Raw genomic sequence first — 16,766 nt, 5'->3', positions numbered from 1 at the left:
ACCTTAGTTGAAGGTATCGATCTCGGCCGACTCGTAGCTCGTGACTTCCATGCCGACGGAGACTTCGTTGACGATCGGGGCAGACCAGGTCATGGCGCTTTCCTCACAATAGGTGTTGATAGGGACGATGCTTGACGTTGCACCCTATATAGGGCGGCGACCCTTCAGTTGAAGGTGTCGATCTCGGCGGAGTCGTAGCTCGTGACTTCCATGCCGACGCAAACTTCCTGAACGATGGGGGCAGACCACGTCATGGTGTAACTCCTTCTCGCTGACCACCGAGATATAGGCGATGTGTTGGACGCAATACAAGCGGGCGCTACACTTATATTTCTCATAGGATGATGGGAGCTCTCGGAGCCTGTGGCCGATCATGGAGCGATAGTGCAGAGAAACGGCAGCGCTTACGGTGCGTTAGCGGTCTTGCTCCGCGTTCAGCAGAATAGTCCAGCGAGCCGACAGAATGCGAAGCGGCCTTTCGATTCCGGCGGCGTATCGATCGTTTTTTCGCTTGACGGAGCCATTTCGCAGGCGCAAAGCCGCGCCGCTTCTTCGGCGCGCCCCGCGTTCGCCGAACGGGCTTTCCCCATTCAGCATATGCCTGATGCCCAGCGACAGTCCCCTTTCCATCAACAAGCCGGACGCCGTCCGAGCCGCCTCGATCGCCTGACGCTCGCCATAGGCCGCTAGGCGGCTCGCTGCGACCGGCCGCCGACGGCCGACATCGCAAGGTGAGCCCATGAATGCCCTGGCCTCGATGCTCGGCACCATCGACCCCTCGGTCCTGTCCGCGCGCCTCGCCGACGAGCGCGCACCCGACATCGTCGAATCGCTCAACGACGAGGCCCCTGAAGTCGCCGCCGCCATCATCCTCGGCCTCCCGCATGACCGGGCGGTAGAGGTGCTCGATCAGCCCGAACTCGACTCGGTCGCCGACATCATCGAGATGCTTCCGCGCGACCGCGTCGCGTCCTACCTGACAGGCATGTCCGCCGACAGGATCACCGACGTCTTTCGCGAGATCGAGGAGCCTGGGCGCTCCGACCTGCGCGCCCGCCTCGACGCCGAGACCCGCGGGGCCGTCGACCGCCTCAGCGCCTATGGCGAGGAGAGCGTCGGCTCGCTGATGACGACGGAGTTCGTCGCCGTCCCGGGCAGTTGGACCGTGCAGCAGACCCTCGACCACGTCCGCCACGTCGAGAAGACCCGCGAGACGATCTACGCGATCTTCGTCCTCGATCCGCGCACGCAAGCCCTGACCAAGGCGGTTCCCCTGCGCCGGCTCATCTCGGGCAACCCGGAGGACAACGTGCTCAGCGTAGCCCCGGGGAGGAGGCCGCTCGCGGTCTCGCCGACCGCCAGCCGCGAGCAGGCCGCCCGGCTGATTTCGAAATACGATCTCCTGGCCCTGCCGGTGATCGATGCCGTCGGCCACCTGATCGGCATCGTGACCGTCGACGACATGATCGACGCCATGGTCGAGAAGCAGACGCAGGACGTTCAGCGCTTCGGCGGCATGGAGGCGCTGCCCGAGCCCTACATGGATATCGGCTTCCTCACGATGATCCGGAAGCGGGCAGGGTGGCTCTGCGCCCTGTTCCTCGGCGAGATGATGACCGCCACCGCCATGCAGGGTTTCGAGGGTGAGCTTGAAAAGGCGATCGTCCTGACCCTTTTCATCCCGCTCATCATGAGCTCGGGCGGTAATTCGGGAAGTCAGGCGACGTCGCTCTTGATCCGGGCGCTCGCTCTCCACGAGATCCGTCTGCGGGATTGGTGGCGCGTTGCCTTGCGCGAATTGCCCACCGGAATGCTGCTCGGGGCGATCCTCGGCCTCATCGGCATCCTGCGGATCACGATTTGGCAGAAGGCGGGGCTCTACGATTACGGCGAGCACTGGATCCTAGTGGCTGCAACCGTTGGAGCCGCCCTCGTTGGCATCGTCACCTTCGGCTCGCTTACCGGGTCGATGCTGCCCTTCGTCCTTCAGCGCCTCGGTTTCGACCCGGCGACGGCCTCGGCGCCCTTCGTGGCGACCCTCGTCGACGTCACGGGCCTCGTCATCTATTTCAGCGTCGCCATGGTGATCCTGCGCGGGACGCTGCTGTGACGTCTCACCAGTGGCGGATCTCCTCGGGGCCGGGCTTCCGGCCCTGAGGCGTCAGGCCGTCGATGATCCCCGGGAGCACCTGCGAGAGCTGCGACAGCAGGGTGTCCCGATCGAGGCCCGTCTGGCTTTGAAGGGCGTCGACAGTCTGTGGGCCGAGGGCATCGCCGAGCTGATTCGGCTGGACCGGCCGGTTCTGTCCACGGCCAATCCAGGATTCCATCACGTCGCCGATGCCGCCGCGCTGGAAACGACCGATGAGGTCCTCGAGACCTCCATTGATGCCGCCCTGCGCGTCGGCAGGCTCGCGGTCGAGACCGGAATAGGGGCCAGCACCGGAATCGTGTCCAGGTGGGTTGGGCGAGGCACCGCCCGGGCCGTCGAGCATCCCGGCGAGGTCGCCGAACTCGCCACCGCCGCCTTCCGAGCCACGGTAGGACCCGCGATCCTGGCCGAACCCGCCGAGATCGCCGCCGTCGGGAACGTGTTGCGGAGCCTGTCGGGGCGCGCCCTGGCCACCCCCGAAGATATCACCGAAGCCTCCGCTCATTCCCTTCTGCAGGAGGAGCATGAGCACGGCCTGGACGATGGGCGACATCGCTCCGCCCAGGCCGCCGGGAGCCCCCCTGCCGTCTTGCTCATGACCGCGCTGGCCGCCCAGAACCTGGCCCAGGACCCCGCCGATGACCTGATCGAGCAAACCCATAGTCAGTCCTTCAAAAACATCTACGGCCGGCATGATGCCGGCCGCGCGCTCGCGCGTCTCCCCACCCGACCATGCGGATCCGACAACGTCAGTCGCGCCGGCTTCCACCGGCGGCCATGCGGTCCCGCGCGGGGAGATGGTCGAGGGGATTGGTGTAAGCGGTCTTGCCCTTGCGGTCCGAGGGAACAATCGCCGTCGAGGAGGTGATGGCCTCTGGCGGCGCCACCTGCGGCGTCGGCCGATCACCCTCGCGCTGGCGAGTCGTCATCGGATCGGGAAGCGTCGCAGGCGTCGGCTGATCTCGGCGGCTGTCCACGGACTGAGCCTGTGCGCCCGTCGCGAGGAGCGGCAGCGGGGAGGCCATGGCTCCGGCAAGAACTAGGGTCACGGCCCATCGCGACCGTGAACGAAGGACGGCATGTGCGGACATCGACCTCTCCATCTTCACCCGCGCGACGCTGAGAAGCGCAGCATGCGAAGGAAAGTCGGGATCGCCGCCCGGGTTCCGGCAATTTGTCGCGTCGAACGTTGCGCGACGCCCGATGCGAAGGCCAGCATGCCGTCAATCCCGCGAGCGCGAGCCTCCACTGCCGCGGCCGCGATATTTCGGCTTCTGCCCTCCGAGCCCCTGCGTCGAACGGGGCTTCGGCCGCTCCTGCCAGCTCGGCGCCGCACCGCCGACGGGCAATTCGCGATCGGTGCCGGGGCCCATATCGTCGAGGCTCGGCTTCGCGATCCGGCTGCGCTTGGCACCGTACTTTCCCGCCCCGCGCTCGACATCGTCCTGACGCGCCATCGGGTCGTCGGAGACGAAGAGCTCCGTGGCCTGGAGGCGCTTGAGCTCGTCGCGCAGGCGCGCCGCCTCCTCGAAGTCGAGATCGGCGGCGGCCGTCCGCATCCGCTTCTCGAGATCAGCCATCACGGCCTTGAGGTTGTGGCCGACGGTGATGGCGTTCTTGGCGAGTCCGGTATCGACCTGGACATGGTCGCGCTCGTAGACGCTGTCGAGGATGTCGGCGATGCCGCGCTTCACGCTCTGCGGGGTGATGCCGTGCTCGGCATTGTAGGCAAGCTGCTTCTGGCGCCTGCGCTCGGTCTCCGCCATCGCCCGCTCCATCGAGCCGGTGATCTGGTCGGCGTAAAGGATGCAGCGGGCGTCGGCGTTGCGCGCCGCCCGCCCGATGGTCTGGATCAGCGAGGTCTCGGAGCGCAGGAAGCCCTCCTTGTCGGCATCGAGGATCGCGACCAGCGCACATTCCGGGATGTCGAGACCCTCGCGCAGTAGGTTGATGCCGATGAGCACGTCGAAGGCGCCGAGGCGAAGGTCGCGGATGATCTCGATCCGCTCCAGGGTGTCGATGTCGGAGTGCATGTAGCGCACCCGCACGCTGTTCTCGTGCAGGTACTCGGTCAGGTCCTCGGCCATGCGCTTCGTCAAAGTCGTCACGAGGGTGCGGTAGCCGGCCTGGGCGACTTCCCTCACCTCGCCCAGCAGGTCGTCGACCTGGGTCCGGGCGGGCCGGATCTCGATGATGGGGTCGACGAGGCCGGTCGGGCGGATGACCTGCTCGGCGAAGACGCCGCCGGTCTGGTTCATCTCCCACTTGCCCGGCGTCGCGGAGACGTGGACGGTCTGAGGCCGCATCGCGTCCCATTCCTCGAAGCGCAGGGGCCGGTTGTCGAGGCAAGAGGGCAGGCGGAAGCCGTACTCGGCGAGCGTCGCCTTGCGCCGGAAATCGCCCTTGTACATGGCGCCGATCTGCGGGACCGTGACATGGCTCTCGTCGGTGAAGACCAGGGCGTTGTCGGGCAGGTACTCGAACAGCGTCGGCGGCGGCTCGCCGGGTTTTCTCCCCGTGAGATACCGCGAATAATTCTCGATGCCGTTGCAGGCGCCGGTGGCCTCGATCATCTCGATATCGAAGGTGCAGCGCTGCTCGATGCGCTGCGCCTCGATCAGGCGGCCCATCCTGGTCAGCTCGTCGACCCTGAGCTTCAGCTCGGTCTTGATGCCCTTGACCGCCTGCTGCAGCGTCGGGCGAGGCGTCACGTAATGCGAATTGGCGTAGACCTTCACGAACTTAAGCTCGTTGATGGTCTTGCCTGTTAGCGGGTCGAACTCGGTGATCTTCTCGATCTCGTCGCCGAACAGGCCGATGCGCCAGCCGCGATCCTCCAAGTGGGCGGGCCAGAGTTCGATCACGTCGCCGCGGACCCGGAAGGTGCCGCGTGCGAAGTCGGACTGGATACGCTTGTATTGCAGCGCCACGAGGTCGGCGACGAGCTGGCGCTGCTCGATCCGCTCGCCGAGGGACACCGTGAACGACATTGCCGTGTAGGTCTCGACCGAGCCGATGCCGTAGATGCAGGAGACCGAGGCGACGATGATGACGTCGTCGCGTTCGAGGAGCGCGCGGGTGGCGGCATGGCGCATCCGGTCGATCTGCTCGTTGATCGACGATTCCTTCTCGATGAAGGTATCGGAGCGCGGGACGTAGGCCTCGGGCTGGTAGTAATCGTAGTAGGAGACGAAATACTCCACAGCGTTGTCGGGGAAGAAGCTCTTGAACTCGCCGTAGAGCTGCGCCGCCAGAGTTTTGTTCGGGGCGAGGATCAAGGCAGGGCGCTGCGTCTCCTCGACGATCTTGGCCATCGTGAAGGTCTTGCCCGAGCCGGTGACGCCGAGCAGCACCTGGTCGCGCTCGACCTTCTTCACGCCATCCACCAGTTCGGCGATGGCGGCGGGCTGGTCGCCGGCGGGCTCGAACTCGGATTGCAGGCGGAAGGGAACGCCGCCTTCGGATTTCTGCGGACGCTCTGGCCGGTGCGGCGCCCAGGTCTTGCCGTCCTTGAAGAGCGGATTGCCCTCGGTGAGGAGCCGCGAGAGCGCATCGACCGTGGCTGATACGCCGTCAGCGGCAAGCGACGTTTCCTCAGGCTCCTCGATTGATGGGCCGTCCTCGGGGCCGCGCATGCCCAGCGCATGCGCCAGGCGCGGATCGACCTCGGCCGTCTCGCCGACGGTGTACCCGGCCTGCGGCGCCTCTCCGAACCCGTCCCGCTTCGTTCCGGCCGATTTCGCTCGTCCTGCCCTCTTGGGCGGCTCGACGGGCTCGACCGCGGGCAGACGATTGCGATTGAGGGCGGGGCTCAAGAGAGCCGCCAGATGCTCATCCAGCGGTTTCAGCTCGGGTTTCGACGCCTTGGCGGTGGACGAGCGCGGTTTGTTCGGGACAGCCATCGCGCGAATATGGACATTCGCAGCCTCTCAAGAAAGGCCGCGATCAAGCTGGGGGGCACCTTCTTGGCTCACAGCGCGCTTCGATGGTCGACCCGGACATCGAAAAGCCGACGCTTCTCGGCGCCGGCTTTTCAGCAATCAGAACGGACTGGACGTCCTTAACGGGCAGGGCCGCCGGAAGTGTTGCCAGTGTTGCCGACCGGCTTGTTGTTCTGGTCGGCGTTGCCGCCCTTGGCCGACTCGACGCTGCCGGTACCGGCGGGTCCCATCGTGGGGCCGGGATTAGGGGACATGCCCCGGGTCGAGGGATTGTCGATCGGGCCACTGGTGGTGTTGCCGGCCTGCGGCACGGCACGCTCCGGCTGGCCGACATTGCCCGACGGCGACTGAGCGAGAGCTGGCGCCGCCGCCAGGACCAGTGCGGCGACGATCGAGGTGGTGAAACGCATGAGGAAACCCTTCGGTAAGGCGGAATGCGAAGAGGCCTCCCTTCGCGCCGACGTTGCCGCAACAACGGCTCCGATCCCCTGCCGTTCCCTAGCCCACGTTAAACTCCACAGGCTACGGCGGATCCTAGGCCGGCTCTCCTGCAGCGAGGCCACCGCCTTCCAGGAAGCCTTCGAGCCAGTGGATGTCGTAGGCTCCCGCTCGAACCTCGGGGTTGCGCACAAGTGTGCGGAACAGCGGCAGCGTGGTGTCGACGCCGTCGACCACGAACTCGTCGAGCGCCCGGCGCAGGCGGGCCAGACACTCGTCGCGGGTGCGGCCGTGAACGATGAGCTTGCCGATCAGCGAATCGTAGTTCGGGGGGATGCGGTAGCCCTGGAACACTGCGGAATCGACCCGGACTCCAAGGCCGCCAGGCGGGTGGAAATAGGTGATCAGCCCAGGCGAGGGCCGGAAGGTCGAGGGGTGCTCGGCGTTGATCCGGCACTCGATGGCGTGGCCCGAGACCTTGATGTCGTCCTGAGTGACGGAGAGCGGCAGCCCCGCCGCCACGCGGATCTGCTCGTTGACGAGGTCGATGCCGGTGATCATCTCGGTGACCGGATGCTCGACCTGGATGCGGGTGTTCATCTCGATGAAGTAGAACCGCCCGTCCTCGTAGAGGAATTCCACCGTCCCGGCCCCGAGATAACCGAGGTCCTGCATCGCCTTGGCGCAGACGCCGCCGATCTCTGCTCGGGTCGCCTCGTCGATCACCGGCGAGCCGCCTTCTTCCCAGACCTTCTGGTGGCGCCGCTGCAGCGAACAATCGCGCTCGGCGAGATGCACGGCATTGCCGCGCCCGTCCCCGAGCACCTGGACCTCGATATGGCGGGGCTTGGTCAAGTATTTCTCGAGATAGACCGCGTCATCGCCGAAAGCCGCCTTGGCCTCGGTGCGGGCGAGGTTCAGGGCTTCCTCGAGCTCGCCTTCAGATCGCGCCACCTTCATGCCGCGACCGCCGCCGCCAGAGGCTGCCTTGACGAGGACAGGATAGCCGATCTCGGCGGCGACCTTCAGCGCCTCCTCGGTCTCGGTGATGCCGCCCTCGGAGCCCGGCACGCAGGGAATGCCGAGACGCTTGGCAGTGCGCTTGGCCTCGATCTTGTCGCCCATGATACGGATATGCTCGGCCTTGGGGCCGATGAAGCCGATGCTGTGATGGGCAAGAACCTCGGCGAACCGGGCGTTCTCGGAGAGGAAGCCGTAGCCCGGATGGACCGCATCGGCCCCGGTGATCTCGCAGGCGGCGATGATCGACGGGATGTTGAGATAGCTCTCGCGGGCCGAAGGCGGCCCGATGCAGACGCTCTCATCGGCGAGACGCACATGCATCGCGTCGGCGTCGGCGGTCGAATGCACGGCGACGGTGGCGATGCCGAGTTCCTTCGCCGCGCGCAGGATCCGCAGGGCGATCTCGCCCCGGTTGGCGATCAGGATCTTCTCGAACATGGGGGTGCCCGTCACTCGATCACGAGAAGGGGCTCGCCGAACTCCACCGGCTGGCCGTCCTCGACGAAGATCGCCGTCACGGTGCCGGCGCGCGGCGCGACGATCTCGTTGAAGGTCTTCATTGCCTCGATGAGCAGAAGCTTCTCGCCGGCCGCCACGACGGAGCCGACATCGACGAAGCTCTTGGCATCGGGGGACGGGCGACGGTAGGCGGTGCCCACCATCGGGGAAGGCAGAGCGCCCGGATGCGCGGCACTCGCCTTGCTGCGCTCCACGCCAGGGCCCGCCACCGGAGCCTGGATCGCCGGCGGAGGCGCCAATGCGGCCACCGGGGCGGCCACCTGGACCTGCATCGGCTCGATCCGGCGCACGACGCGAATACGCAGGTCGCCCTTCTCGATCTCGATCTCGGTGAGGTCGGTCTCGGTGACGAGTTTGGCGAGCACGCGCACGAGCTCGGGATCGAAAGGGTCGTTCTTGGACATCGGACGGGTCTTGGGCTCAGTCGTGAGAGGCAGGGGCGGCGCGCAGAAGCTGCGCCAGGGCGGCGAGGCCGAGGGCGTAACTGTCCGGCCCGAACCCGCAGATCACGCCGGCGCAGACCGGGGCGATGAGGGAGACGTGCCGGAAGGCTTCGCGCGCATGGACGTTTGAGAGATGGACCTCGACCGCGACGACGCCGCTGCCGGAGATCGCGTCGCGCAGGGCGACCGAGGTGTGGGTGTAGGCGGCGGCGTTGATCAGCACGCCAGCGCCGGCCGCGCCGGCGTCCTGGATCAGACCGACGAGTTCGCCCTCGTGATTGGTCTGGTGGAAATCGAGGGTGACGCCGAGCCCTTGGGCCTGCGAGCGCAGGTCGCGCTCGATATCGCCTAGAGTAGCACGGCCATAGATCCCCGGCTCGCGCGTGCCGAGCAGGTTGAGGTTCGGTCCGTTGAGGACGTGGATCGGGATCATGTCCGGGTTCTTGGCGCCGCGTTCGGGATTCTTAAAGCGTGTTTTCCTCGCCGCTCCAACCCTTTACTTTATCCTGAGGCGCCACGTAGCGGCCTCGAAGGAGGCCTCCAGTGATCGCGGAGACTTCTGGAGGGCTCCTTCGAGGCCCCTTGCCGGGCAAGGGGCACCTCAGGATGAGGAAGCTACTGGGACGGGTCGTTGTCTTTCACCAATTGAACAGACGTTTAGAGGATCAGACCGCCTAGCAACAAGGCGGCTCCCCTCCCTCAGCAGCTGGCGTGGCCGCACTGGCGCACATCGGCGATGGTCTTGCGGATCGGGTCGACCCCGACGGCACCGGGGATGATCTCGTCGCCGATGATGAAGGCCGGGGTGCCCGACAGGCCGAGCTTGTCGCCGAGCCCGACATTCTCCGCGAGCGCCGCCTTGACCTCGGCGCCCTGCGCATCCTTGGCGAGCCGGCCGAGGTCGAGGCCCATCTCCTTGGCCACCGCGATCGCCTTCTCGGCGTTGACGCGGCCCTTGCTCTCCAGGAGCTTCACGTGGAATTCGAAGACCTTCTCGCCCTTGAGCTGCTGCTTGGCGGCGAGCGAGTACTTGCTGGCCTCCAGCGACTCGGCGCCGAGGACGGGGAAATCCTTGAGGACGACTCGCAGCTTTGGATCGGCCTTGATCAGCGCCTGGACGTCGGTGAGCGCCTTGCGGCAATAGCCGCAATTGTAATCGAAGAACTCGACGAGGGTGACGTCGCCCGAGGGGTTGCCGGCGACCACGCCGTGGGGCGAGTTGAGCAGCGCCTCGCGCGACTCCTTCAGCGCGGCGCCCTGGGCGAGCTTCTGGGTCTCCTGGGCGCGGCGCTCGCCCTCCGCGATCGCCTCCTGAAGCACGTCGGGGTTCTTGACGAGGTAGTCCTTGATGATCGCCTCGATCGCCTGGCGCTGCGCGTCGTTGAAGACGGTCGGTGCAGCCTGAGGAGTCGTCTGGGCGAAGGCCACGGACAGGGACGCAAAGGGAGCCGCGACGGCGAGGGCAGCGATGAGAATGCGGGGCAGCGTCATGGATCCTCGGCTTTCGTCTCGCGGCGGCATCGAGCCTTCGCTCACGGTGGCGTCGATATAGTCGGGGTTAGGCGTTTTCGCGGCGCTCGGTCAAATTCTACGGCCGGCGATGGTCGGCCCTGATCAATATTCCCATTCCGCACCGACGCCGACCGCGGTGCGGCCGTCGCTTCCGGCCTCTCCCTGGAGCTTGATCCGGCGGGTGACGTCGTAATCGATGGTTACCGCCGTGTCGGCAGGCTTTGCGCCGGCCTTCACCCCGACGCTCAGGCGCTCGTCGATGTAGCGCGAAGCCCCAAGGGCGGGGCCGCCGCTGGCCCCGGTCGAGACGTCGAGGCTGTCGAGGCCCAGGCCTTTACGGGCCTGCTCGAACGCGTCCGGGCCGCCGGCATTGCCGGAGAACTGAGCCACCGCCTGCGCGAGCTGCAACGCCTGGAACGGCGAAAGGCCGCCCGACGCCTTCTTGAACAGGAGGCGCGAGAGCACCTCGTCCTGCGGCAGGGTCGGCGTCGAGGTGATGTCGAAGGCCGGGCGATTGGCCGGCCCGGTCACCGCCACCCGCGCCGTAACGTCGGCCGCATTGGTCTCGGCCAGGAAATCGAGGTCCGGCGCGGCGAGCTCGCCGCCGAAGGCGAGGCGCCCACGGGTGAAATCGAGGCGCTGCCCGACGATGCTGAGACGACCGCGTCGCATTTCAAAACCGCCGATCGCCACCGGATCGCGTGACGAGCCGGTCAGGCGCAGCTCGCCGCCGAGTTCCGCATCGATGCCACGGCCGAGCACGAAGATGCGGTTCACGGCGCTCACCGTGACGTCGAGGCTCGCATCGAAAGGCGGGGCCGCCTTCCCCTTGCGGCGGGACGCGTCGGAGCGGCGCGTCGTGGCGGTGAGCCGGCGGCGGATCTCGGGCGTCGCGTTGACGTGGCGAATGCCGGGAAGAGGCTGCACCGTGGCGGGCAGCCGGTCAGGCACCGAGACGTCGACGGAAGCGAGGTCGATGCGCCCGCTCACCTTGGGCGTGCGCGCCAGTGGCCCGCTGAGGGCGAGATTGAGGCTGGCCGTCGCCGTCACGATGGGCGACGAGACGAGCTCCGCCCGATCGGCCGTGAGGGTCAGCGAGCCGGGAAAGCCGGCCTCGGGTTCGAGAGCGACGCGGCCCTGGGCTCTGAGCACGCCGCCATTGCGGGCCTGGGCGGTCAGGCGTTCCACCACCAAGGTATCGCCGCGTCCGGTGACCCTGCCTTCGATCCCGGTGAAGCGAATGCCCTGGAGCGGATCGGTGAAGCTGCCGCCGGTGAGGATGGCGGCGCCCTCGGCGCGCGGCGCAGCCAGGGTGCCGCCGATGCCTGCGTCGACGGCGAGGCGGCCTCCGATGCGCTGCCCGCCCGCGCTGAGCAGGCTGTTGGCCAGCGCCACTTCGAAGTTGCCCTTGGCCTTGAGCGCTAGGACGCCCCCGCTCTCGACCGGAAGGGAGCCCTTGAGGGTGAGCTCGGCGCCGCGTCCGGCAGAAATACGGCCCTCCACATTGGCCCGTCCGTCGGCGAAGGTACCGCGCGCCGTCGCGTCGATCGGCGGCAGGCCGGCTTTCCTGGTCTCCGGAGTGACGAGACGAACCAGGGCGAACTCGTATCGCCCCTCGGGACGTGAGGCCGAACCTTTGAGGGTCGCATCACCCTCGAGGGTGCCGTTCAGAGCAAGGCTCGGAACCGCCATGCGGGCGAGTGACAGAGGCAGCGCGCGGATGCCGACGGTCAGGTCGAGGCTCGAGCCGGCCCGGCCGGCGAGGTTGATTCGGCCCGCGCCAGCCGAGACGACGAGGTTGTCGATCAGCACGGAGCCGCGATCGAGCGTGATTGTCGAGGGCCCGGCGAGGGTCACGCGATCCGCCCCGCGCAGGACGGCGAAGCGCTGGAGTTCGATCCGGGTCTTCTCGGCCGGAACGAGGCGGGCGGCACCGTCGAGGTCGAAGCCGCGGGCCTTGGCGGTGAGCACGACGTCGCTCGCCGCCGGGGTGCCGGTCGCGGTCAGGCGCAACGTGTCGATCGATTGACCCGCCACGACGACGCGGTCGGCATTCACGCGCCCGGCAAGGATCGGGTGCGCGCGCAGATCCTGGCCTGACAGGTCGGCATCGAGCTGAGACAGCCCGATCTCGCCGACCCGCAGAGAGGAGCCCTGAGCCTTCACCGTCGCGCCCTGGCGGCCGCCCTCACGCGACAGGATGATACTTGCGTCGAGGCTACCACCAAGGGACGTCAGCGCCAGCGGCGAGACGTCGTCGAGGTTCGATCCGGCGAAAGTGAGCGCGCCCTCCGCCAATCCAGTCGATGCCTCGACGGCGCCCCTTCCGTCGGCCCGAACCGAACCGAGGTTGAAGGCGAAACGGTCGAGCCTCCAGTCGGGGCCCTGCCGCCGGACCTGCGCGTCGCCCCCGAGGGTCTTCCCGGCGATCTCGCCGAGGATGCGCACGGACCCGTCGAGATTGCCGGTGACGTCCTTCGCGGCGGCCTCGACGCGCAACGACCGGACGGGGCGGCCGAGGGCGGTGGCGCTCGGCGCCGAGAACGTCGCAGTCACGTCCGGGCGGTCGAGGGAGCCGGAGAGCCGGCCGTCGATGCCGGCGCGCCCGGACAGGCGGGAATCGAGTTCGCCGAGGCTTGCAAGATCGGCCTTGCCGCGAATGTCGGCAAGGCGGGCCGTGGCGCGGCCGTCGAGCGATGCGGCGAGATGGGCGCCGGCAAGGCGCAGGTTCTCGAACCCGTAGCCGTCATAGACCTGGAAGGCGCGGCCCCGCAGGGTCGGGGACGATCCGAGCACGCGGTCGAGCGGCGCGATGCCGAGGGCCAGCGCCCGGGTGGATATGTGGAGATCGGCGCTCACCGCGCGACGTGCCGGGTCGCCGCTCAGCAACGCCTTGGCGGTGAGGCTGCCGGCGAGGGGGCGCTGCGCCAGGCCGGAGAAGGCCGAGAGGTCGGCGAGGTTCGCCTCCACGGCGCCGGTCAGGACGTTCTGGCCGATCCGGCCGGCATAGGAAGCGCGGAGCGTCGGCGCGTCGATGGCGAGTGTCTCGACATTGAGCGAGGCATCAGCCTCCACGGTGGCGCGCAGCCGCAGGGCGGCCTCCGAGCCGATGGCGCGGCGCAGGGCCGGGTCGGCGAGGGAGAGACCCTCGACCTTTGCATCGGCCGCCAGGGTGAAGCGGCTGCCTTTCGGGTCGGCCGGGAGCGGCGCAAGGTCGAGATTGGCCTCGACGCGGCGAAGCGCGCTGCCCTGCGCCCGCAGCCCGGCTGCCTTCAGGACGCCCTTCACGGTCGGGCCGGCGAGGGGGCCCTTCACGCTTCCCTCGAAGTTCAGGTTGTCGAGTTCGGCATCGGCCGCCTTGGTGATCCCGCCCTCGGTGGGCAGGGCCCGGGCGGAGACGGAGATATCGGCGACGCGGTTCGCGCTCAGGGTTCCATCAACCGCGAGGCGGGCCGTGCGCGAGGCGAGGTCGAGCCGGTCGATGGCGAGGGCACCGCCATCCGCGAAGCGGATCGCTCCATCGAGTCGGGTCTCGCCGGCGAAGATGGCCGCCGCGGGTCCGGGCAGCAGCCCGTCGATGCGGGTGGCGAGGTCGAGACCGAGGCGGCGCTCCGATCCGACCCTCACGATCCGTGCCGAGCCCTTGGCGTTGAGCGACGGGTCGGCATCGAGATCGAGGCGCGCGTTCCAGGCATCGAGGGTGCCGCGCCCGTCGAGATCGAGGGCGATCGGTGGAGCGCCGGGCAGGCCGGATGTCTTCGAGAGGAGGCCGCCGGCAGGTTCGGTGAGCGTCGTCTTGAGGTCGAGGCGCTCGCCCTTCGGCACGAACAGCAGGCGGGCGGCGAACTGCCAGGCCGCGTCGAGGCGGTTCACCACGATGTCGAGGTCGAGCCCTTCTGCAGGAGGCCCGAGCTTGGCCCTGCCGGTGGCGGAAAGGCGCGCGGGCTGGCCCGCAAGGGACTCGCCGAGGACGAGCTCGGCGAGCTTGAAGCCCTTGATCTCGACCTTCACGGGCAGATCCGGAAGGAGCGAGCCATCGGGCTCCGGCGTCGCCGAAACAGGGGCAGGGAGGGGCCTTCGCAAAACCTCCAGTCGGCCGATCTCCAGGGTCTCGACGTCGAGCCGCCCCGACAGGAGCGCCAGGCGCCGCCAGACCAGCCGCGCCTTGTCGAGCTTCAGCCAGACCCCGTCGCGGTCGCTGATCGCCACGTCGCGGATGGTGGCGTCCGACGACAGGGCACCGTCCACCGCACCGATCGAGACCTGCGAGCCCGGTGTCGAGAGCGCCTTCGAGAGGAGACCGCCGAGGACGGATTTCTCGGCTTCGGAGGCATGGGTGAAGGTAAGGGGAATGAAAACAAGAAAGAGGAGGAGGGCCGCGCGCCAAATCCCTCCTCCCTCTGCGGGGGAGGGTGGCCCACGCAGTGGGTCGGGAGAGGGGAGCACTGAACTATCCGGAGAGGTCGCGTTCCCCTCTCCCGCCTTGCTCCGCAAGGCACCCTCCCCCGCAGAGGGGGGAGGGTCGACGTCGTCAGCCAGCTTCGACCGATCGAATAGCCACCCAAAAATCCCCATCAGAACGCCTGCCCCAAGCTGATGTAGAGGGTGACCGGGCGCTCGTTGTTGCCCTTGATGCGGTCGAGCGGGAAGGCGACGTCGACGCGGATCGGGCCGATGCCGGTATAGTAGCGAAGGCCCAGGCCCGCCGCGTAGCGGATGCGCTCTTTGAAATCCGGCAGGCTGCCCGAGAAGGCTGTGCCGGCATCGAAGAACGGCACGATGCCGATGGTGTCGGTGACCTTGATGCGGCCCTCGATGGACGCTTCGAGCAGGCTCAGGCCGCCGACGGGCAGATTGAACGGGCCGCGTGGGCCGAGCGTCCGGTAGGCGAAGCCGCGCACCGAGCCGCCGCCACCCGCGAAGAAGCGGATGTTCGGCGGCACCTCCGCAAGGTTCGCTCCCGAGATCGAACCGAAACCGACGCGCCCGGCAACGATGTAGCGACCGGCCTCGTCGAAGGCGTAGTAGGTCGAGCCCTGGGCTTTCGCGACGAAGATCGAGGGGTCGGAGCCGAGGAAACCCGCATAGGGCGTCGCCGAGGCAGTGAGCCTGACGCCCTTGGTCGGATCGAGCGGATTGTCGGTGGAATCGTAGCCCAGCGAGACCGGGATGCCGACGAGGCGGTAGTCGAGCTTGCCGAGGGCATCCTGCGAGCGCCCCGCCTGACCGTCGATGCCGACCTGCGCGAAGAAGGTGTCCGAGAAGCGGTGCCGAACGCCGATCGTACCGCCGACCGCATCGGTGACGTAGCTCTGCTGCGCCTCGCGGCCGACGAAGAGATTGGCGATGAGGTCGTTGCGCGTACCCCAGAGCGCCGGCTTCACGAAGGTCGCCGAGAGGCGGCTCCCAAGGCCGTTCGAATCGATGCCGGCGAGCTTGCGCTGCCGCGCATAGAGGTCGTTGCCGAGATAGGAGACGTCCGCGTCGATGCGCAGGGTCTCGCCGCCGCCGAAGAGGTTGCGGTTCGCGTAGTAGCCCCTGATTCCGGGGCCATCGACAGTGGAGTAGCGGGCCGCGACGCCGATGAGATTGCGGTCGCGCTCGGTCACGTCGACGAAGATTGGAAGGTTGCCGTTGGCGTCGAGTGCCTCGCCCTCGCGAACGCGCACCGAGCCGAGTCCCTCGACGCGGGAGACCGACTTGCGGATGTCGGCCAGCGCCTGGGGCGAGTAGGGATCGCCGGGCTCGGCATAGATGAAGGAGCGTACCACCGCCGGGTCGATGCCGCTGGTTCCCCTGACGGCGACTTCGCCGAGGCCTGCGATCGGGCCTGGATCGACGGTGATGGTCACGTCCATCACATGGGCGGCATCGTCGACGACCGGATCGCGCCCGACAGGCTTGACGAAGGGATGCCCGAGGGCGCGGAAGCGGTCGACGATCCCGGCTTCCTTCGCCAGCACCGTGGCGGAGCGGGCGGGCACCCCTTCCTCGACTTCGGTGAAGCGGCGGGGCAGCACCTCCGTGGCGATCGGGGCGCCGCGGGGATCGCGAACCGTGATCGAGCGCAGCCTGTAGAGCGGGCCAGCCTCCACGACGACCTTGACCGGCACGAGGCTTCGCCCGCGGGCTGCCTCGGCGGTGCGGGACGCCGCGGCTGTCGAGGATTCGCCGCCGAGCGTCACGCCGTCGACGATGATGGTGACCCGGCCCTGGTAGTAGCCATAGCCGGAAAGGACGGCGGGGAGGCGCCGCAGGTCTGCCTCGGCCCTTCGGACCACGCCCTCGCCGTCGGGGGGCGCCTCCTGTCTCAGGCGGTGAAGCGACGACGTGTCCTTGAGGGCCTGGAGGACGTCATCCTCCTCGACACCCTGGAACTTGACCGAATAGGGCAGGGCGTCCCGGCTCGGCGCCGGCGGCGCCTCTTCGGAGCCGAACAGACCGAAGAGGTCGAAGGCGGCGGCAGGAGACGCGGCTGACCATGCCAGCGCGAGGCACAGCAGCACGCGCGCCGTTCCGAGACGAGAAAACCTCACAAGCCTGATCAAGGGCAGCGACGGCGTCCCGCAGCCAGCGCAAGGGCGGCATCCCGCCGACCCTGCGCGGTCTTCGTAACTTCGGTCATCCGCCCCCCACCCGGCGCCTCACGACGTCGCCCCTCGTATCCCACAACGTTCCTTCTTGATCGTTGAAGGAGGGTAGCCTCTCGGTTGCACCGGGGCAAATCACCGTCTCGGG

General features: G+C 67.9%; 14 protein-coding genes. 1 reads left to right on the top strand and 13 read right to left on the bottom strand.

What is annotated here, in order from left to right:
- Nucleotides 1–3: 3 nt before the first annotated feature.
- The 3 genes from pqqA (K2Y56_RS01015) to K2Y56_RS01005 all read right to left on the bottom strand — a co-directional run bounded on the left by pqqA (K2Y56_RS01015) (nt 4) and on the right by K2Y56_RS01005 (nt 771).
- On the bottom strand, nt 4–93 hold the full coding sequence (gene pqqA, locus K2Y56_RS01015; RefSeq protein ID WP_292503915.1) for a pyrroloquinoline quinone precursor peptide PqqA: 90 nt from the start codon (nt 91–93) through the stop codon (nt 4–6).
- Between the two features lie 71 nt (nt 94–164).
- Nucleotides 165–254 (bottom strand): pyrroloquinoline quinone precursor peptide PqqA, encoded by a 90-nt coding sequence (gene pqqA, locus K2Y56_RS01010; protein WP_292503912.1) that lies wholly within the window; start codon nt 252–254, stop codon nt 165–167.
- A gap of 160 nt (nt 255–414) precedes the next feature.
- Nucleotides 415–771, bottom strand: coding sequence for a hypothetical protein (locus tag K2Y56_RS01005; RefSeq protein ID WP_292503910.1), 357 nt, complete (start codon nt 769–771; stop codon nt 415–417).
- On the opposite strand from K2Y56_RS01005, the gene mgtE reads away from it, so the two are divergent.
- Entirely contained in the window at nt 740–2,110 is a 1,371-nt protein-coding gene (gene mgtE / locus K2Y56_RS01000) for a magnesium transporter (protein ID WP_292503908.1), read from the top strand. The two genes, K2Y56_RS01005 and mgtE, sit on opposite strands and share 32 nt — an antisense overlap.
- A gap of 4 nt (nt 2,111–2,114) precedes the next feature.
- Here the strand turns inward: mgtE and K2Y56_RS00995 are convergent, their stop codons facing one another.
- The 10 genes from K2Y56_RS00995 to K2Y56_RS00950 form a co-directional block, all read right to left on the bottom strand.
- Complete coding sequence (locus K2Y56_RS00995; protein ID WP_292503905.1) at nt 2,115–2,813, bottom strand: YidB family protein; 699 nt, start codon at nt 2,811–2,813, stop codon at nt 2,115–2,117.
- Between the two features lie 88 nt (nt 2,814–2,901).
- Entirely contained in the window at nt 2,902–3,243 is a 342-nt protein-coding gene (locus K2Y56_RS00990) for a hypothetical protein (protein ID WP_292503901.1), read from the bottom strand.
- Nucleotides 3,244–3,375: 132 nt separating this feature from the next.
- Nucleotides 3,376–6,054, bottom strand: a complete 2,679-nt coding sequence (uvrB, locus tag K2Y56_RS00985) for an excinuclease ABC subunit UvrB (RefSeq protein ID WP_292503899.1) — start codon at nt 6,052–6,054, stop codon at nt 3,376–3,378.
- A 158-nt stretch (nt 6,055–6,212) separates the two neighbouring features.
- A complete protein-coding gene (locus K2Y56_RS00980) occupies nt 6,213–6,503 on the bottom strand; it encodes a hypothetical protein (RefSeq protein WP_292503897.1) in 291 nt (96 codons plus the stop codon).
- 124 nt (nt 6,504–6,627) lie between these two features.
- Nucleotides 6,628–7,992 (bottom strand): acetyl-CoA carboxylase biotin carboxylase subunit, encoded by a 1,365-nt coding sequence (gene accC / locus K2Y56_RS00975; protein WP_292503895.1) that lies wholly within the window; start codon nt 7,990–7,992, stop codon nt 6,628–6,630.
- 11 nt (nt 7,993–8,003) lie between these two features.
- Nucleotides 8,004–8,477: an acetyl-CoA carboxylase biotin carboxyl carrier protein gene (accB, locus tag K2Y56_RS00970; protein ID WP_292503893.1), complete on the bottom strand. Its 474-nt coding sequence runs from the start codon at nt 8,475–8,477 to the stop codon at nt 8,004–8,006.
- Nucleotides 8,478–8,493: 16 nt separating this feature from the next.
- On the bottom strand, nt 8,494–8,949 hold the full coding sequence (aroQ, locus tag K2Y56_RS00965) for a type II 3-dehydroquinate dehydratase (RefSeq protein ID WP_292503890.1): 456 nt from the start codon (nt 8,947–8,949) through the stop codon (nt 8,494–8,496).
- Nucleotides 8,950–9,215: 266 nt separating this feature from the next.
- On the bottom strand, nt 9,216–10,007 hold the full coding sequence (locus K2Y56_RS00960) for a DsbA family protein (protein WP_292503887.1): 792 nt from the start codon (nt 10,005–10,007) through the stop codon (nt 9,216–9,218).
- Between the two features lie 123 nt (nt 10,008–10,130).
- Nucleotides 10,131–14,381 carry a translocation/assembly module TamB domain-containing protein gene (locus K2Y56_RS00955; RefSeq protein WP_292503923.1) on the bottom strand — a complete coding sequence of 1,417 codons (4,251 nt, stop codon included), beginning with the start codon at nt 14,379–14,381 and terminating at the stop codon, nt 10,131–10,133.
- Nucleotides 14,382–14,602: 221 nt separating this feature from the next.
- Nucleotides 14,603–16,534, bottom strand: coding sequence for an autotransporter assembly complex family protein (locus K2Y56_RS00950; protein WP_292503886.1), 1,932 nt, complete (start codon nt 16,532–16,534; stop codon nt 14,603–14,605).
- Between the last annotated feature and the right edge of the window lie 232 nt (nt 16,535–16,766).

Source organism: Methylobacterium sp., from assembly GCF_019745455.1.
GTDB lineage: Bacteria > Pseudomonadota > Alphaproteobacteria > Rhizobiales > Beijerinckiaceae > Methylobacterium.
Note: the sequence above shows the minus strand (reverse complement) of the source record. Positions and strands in the feature narration are given on the sequence as shown.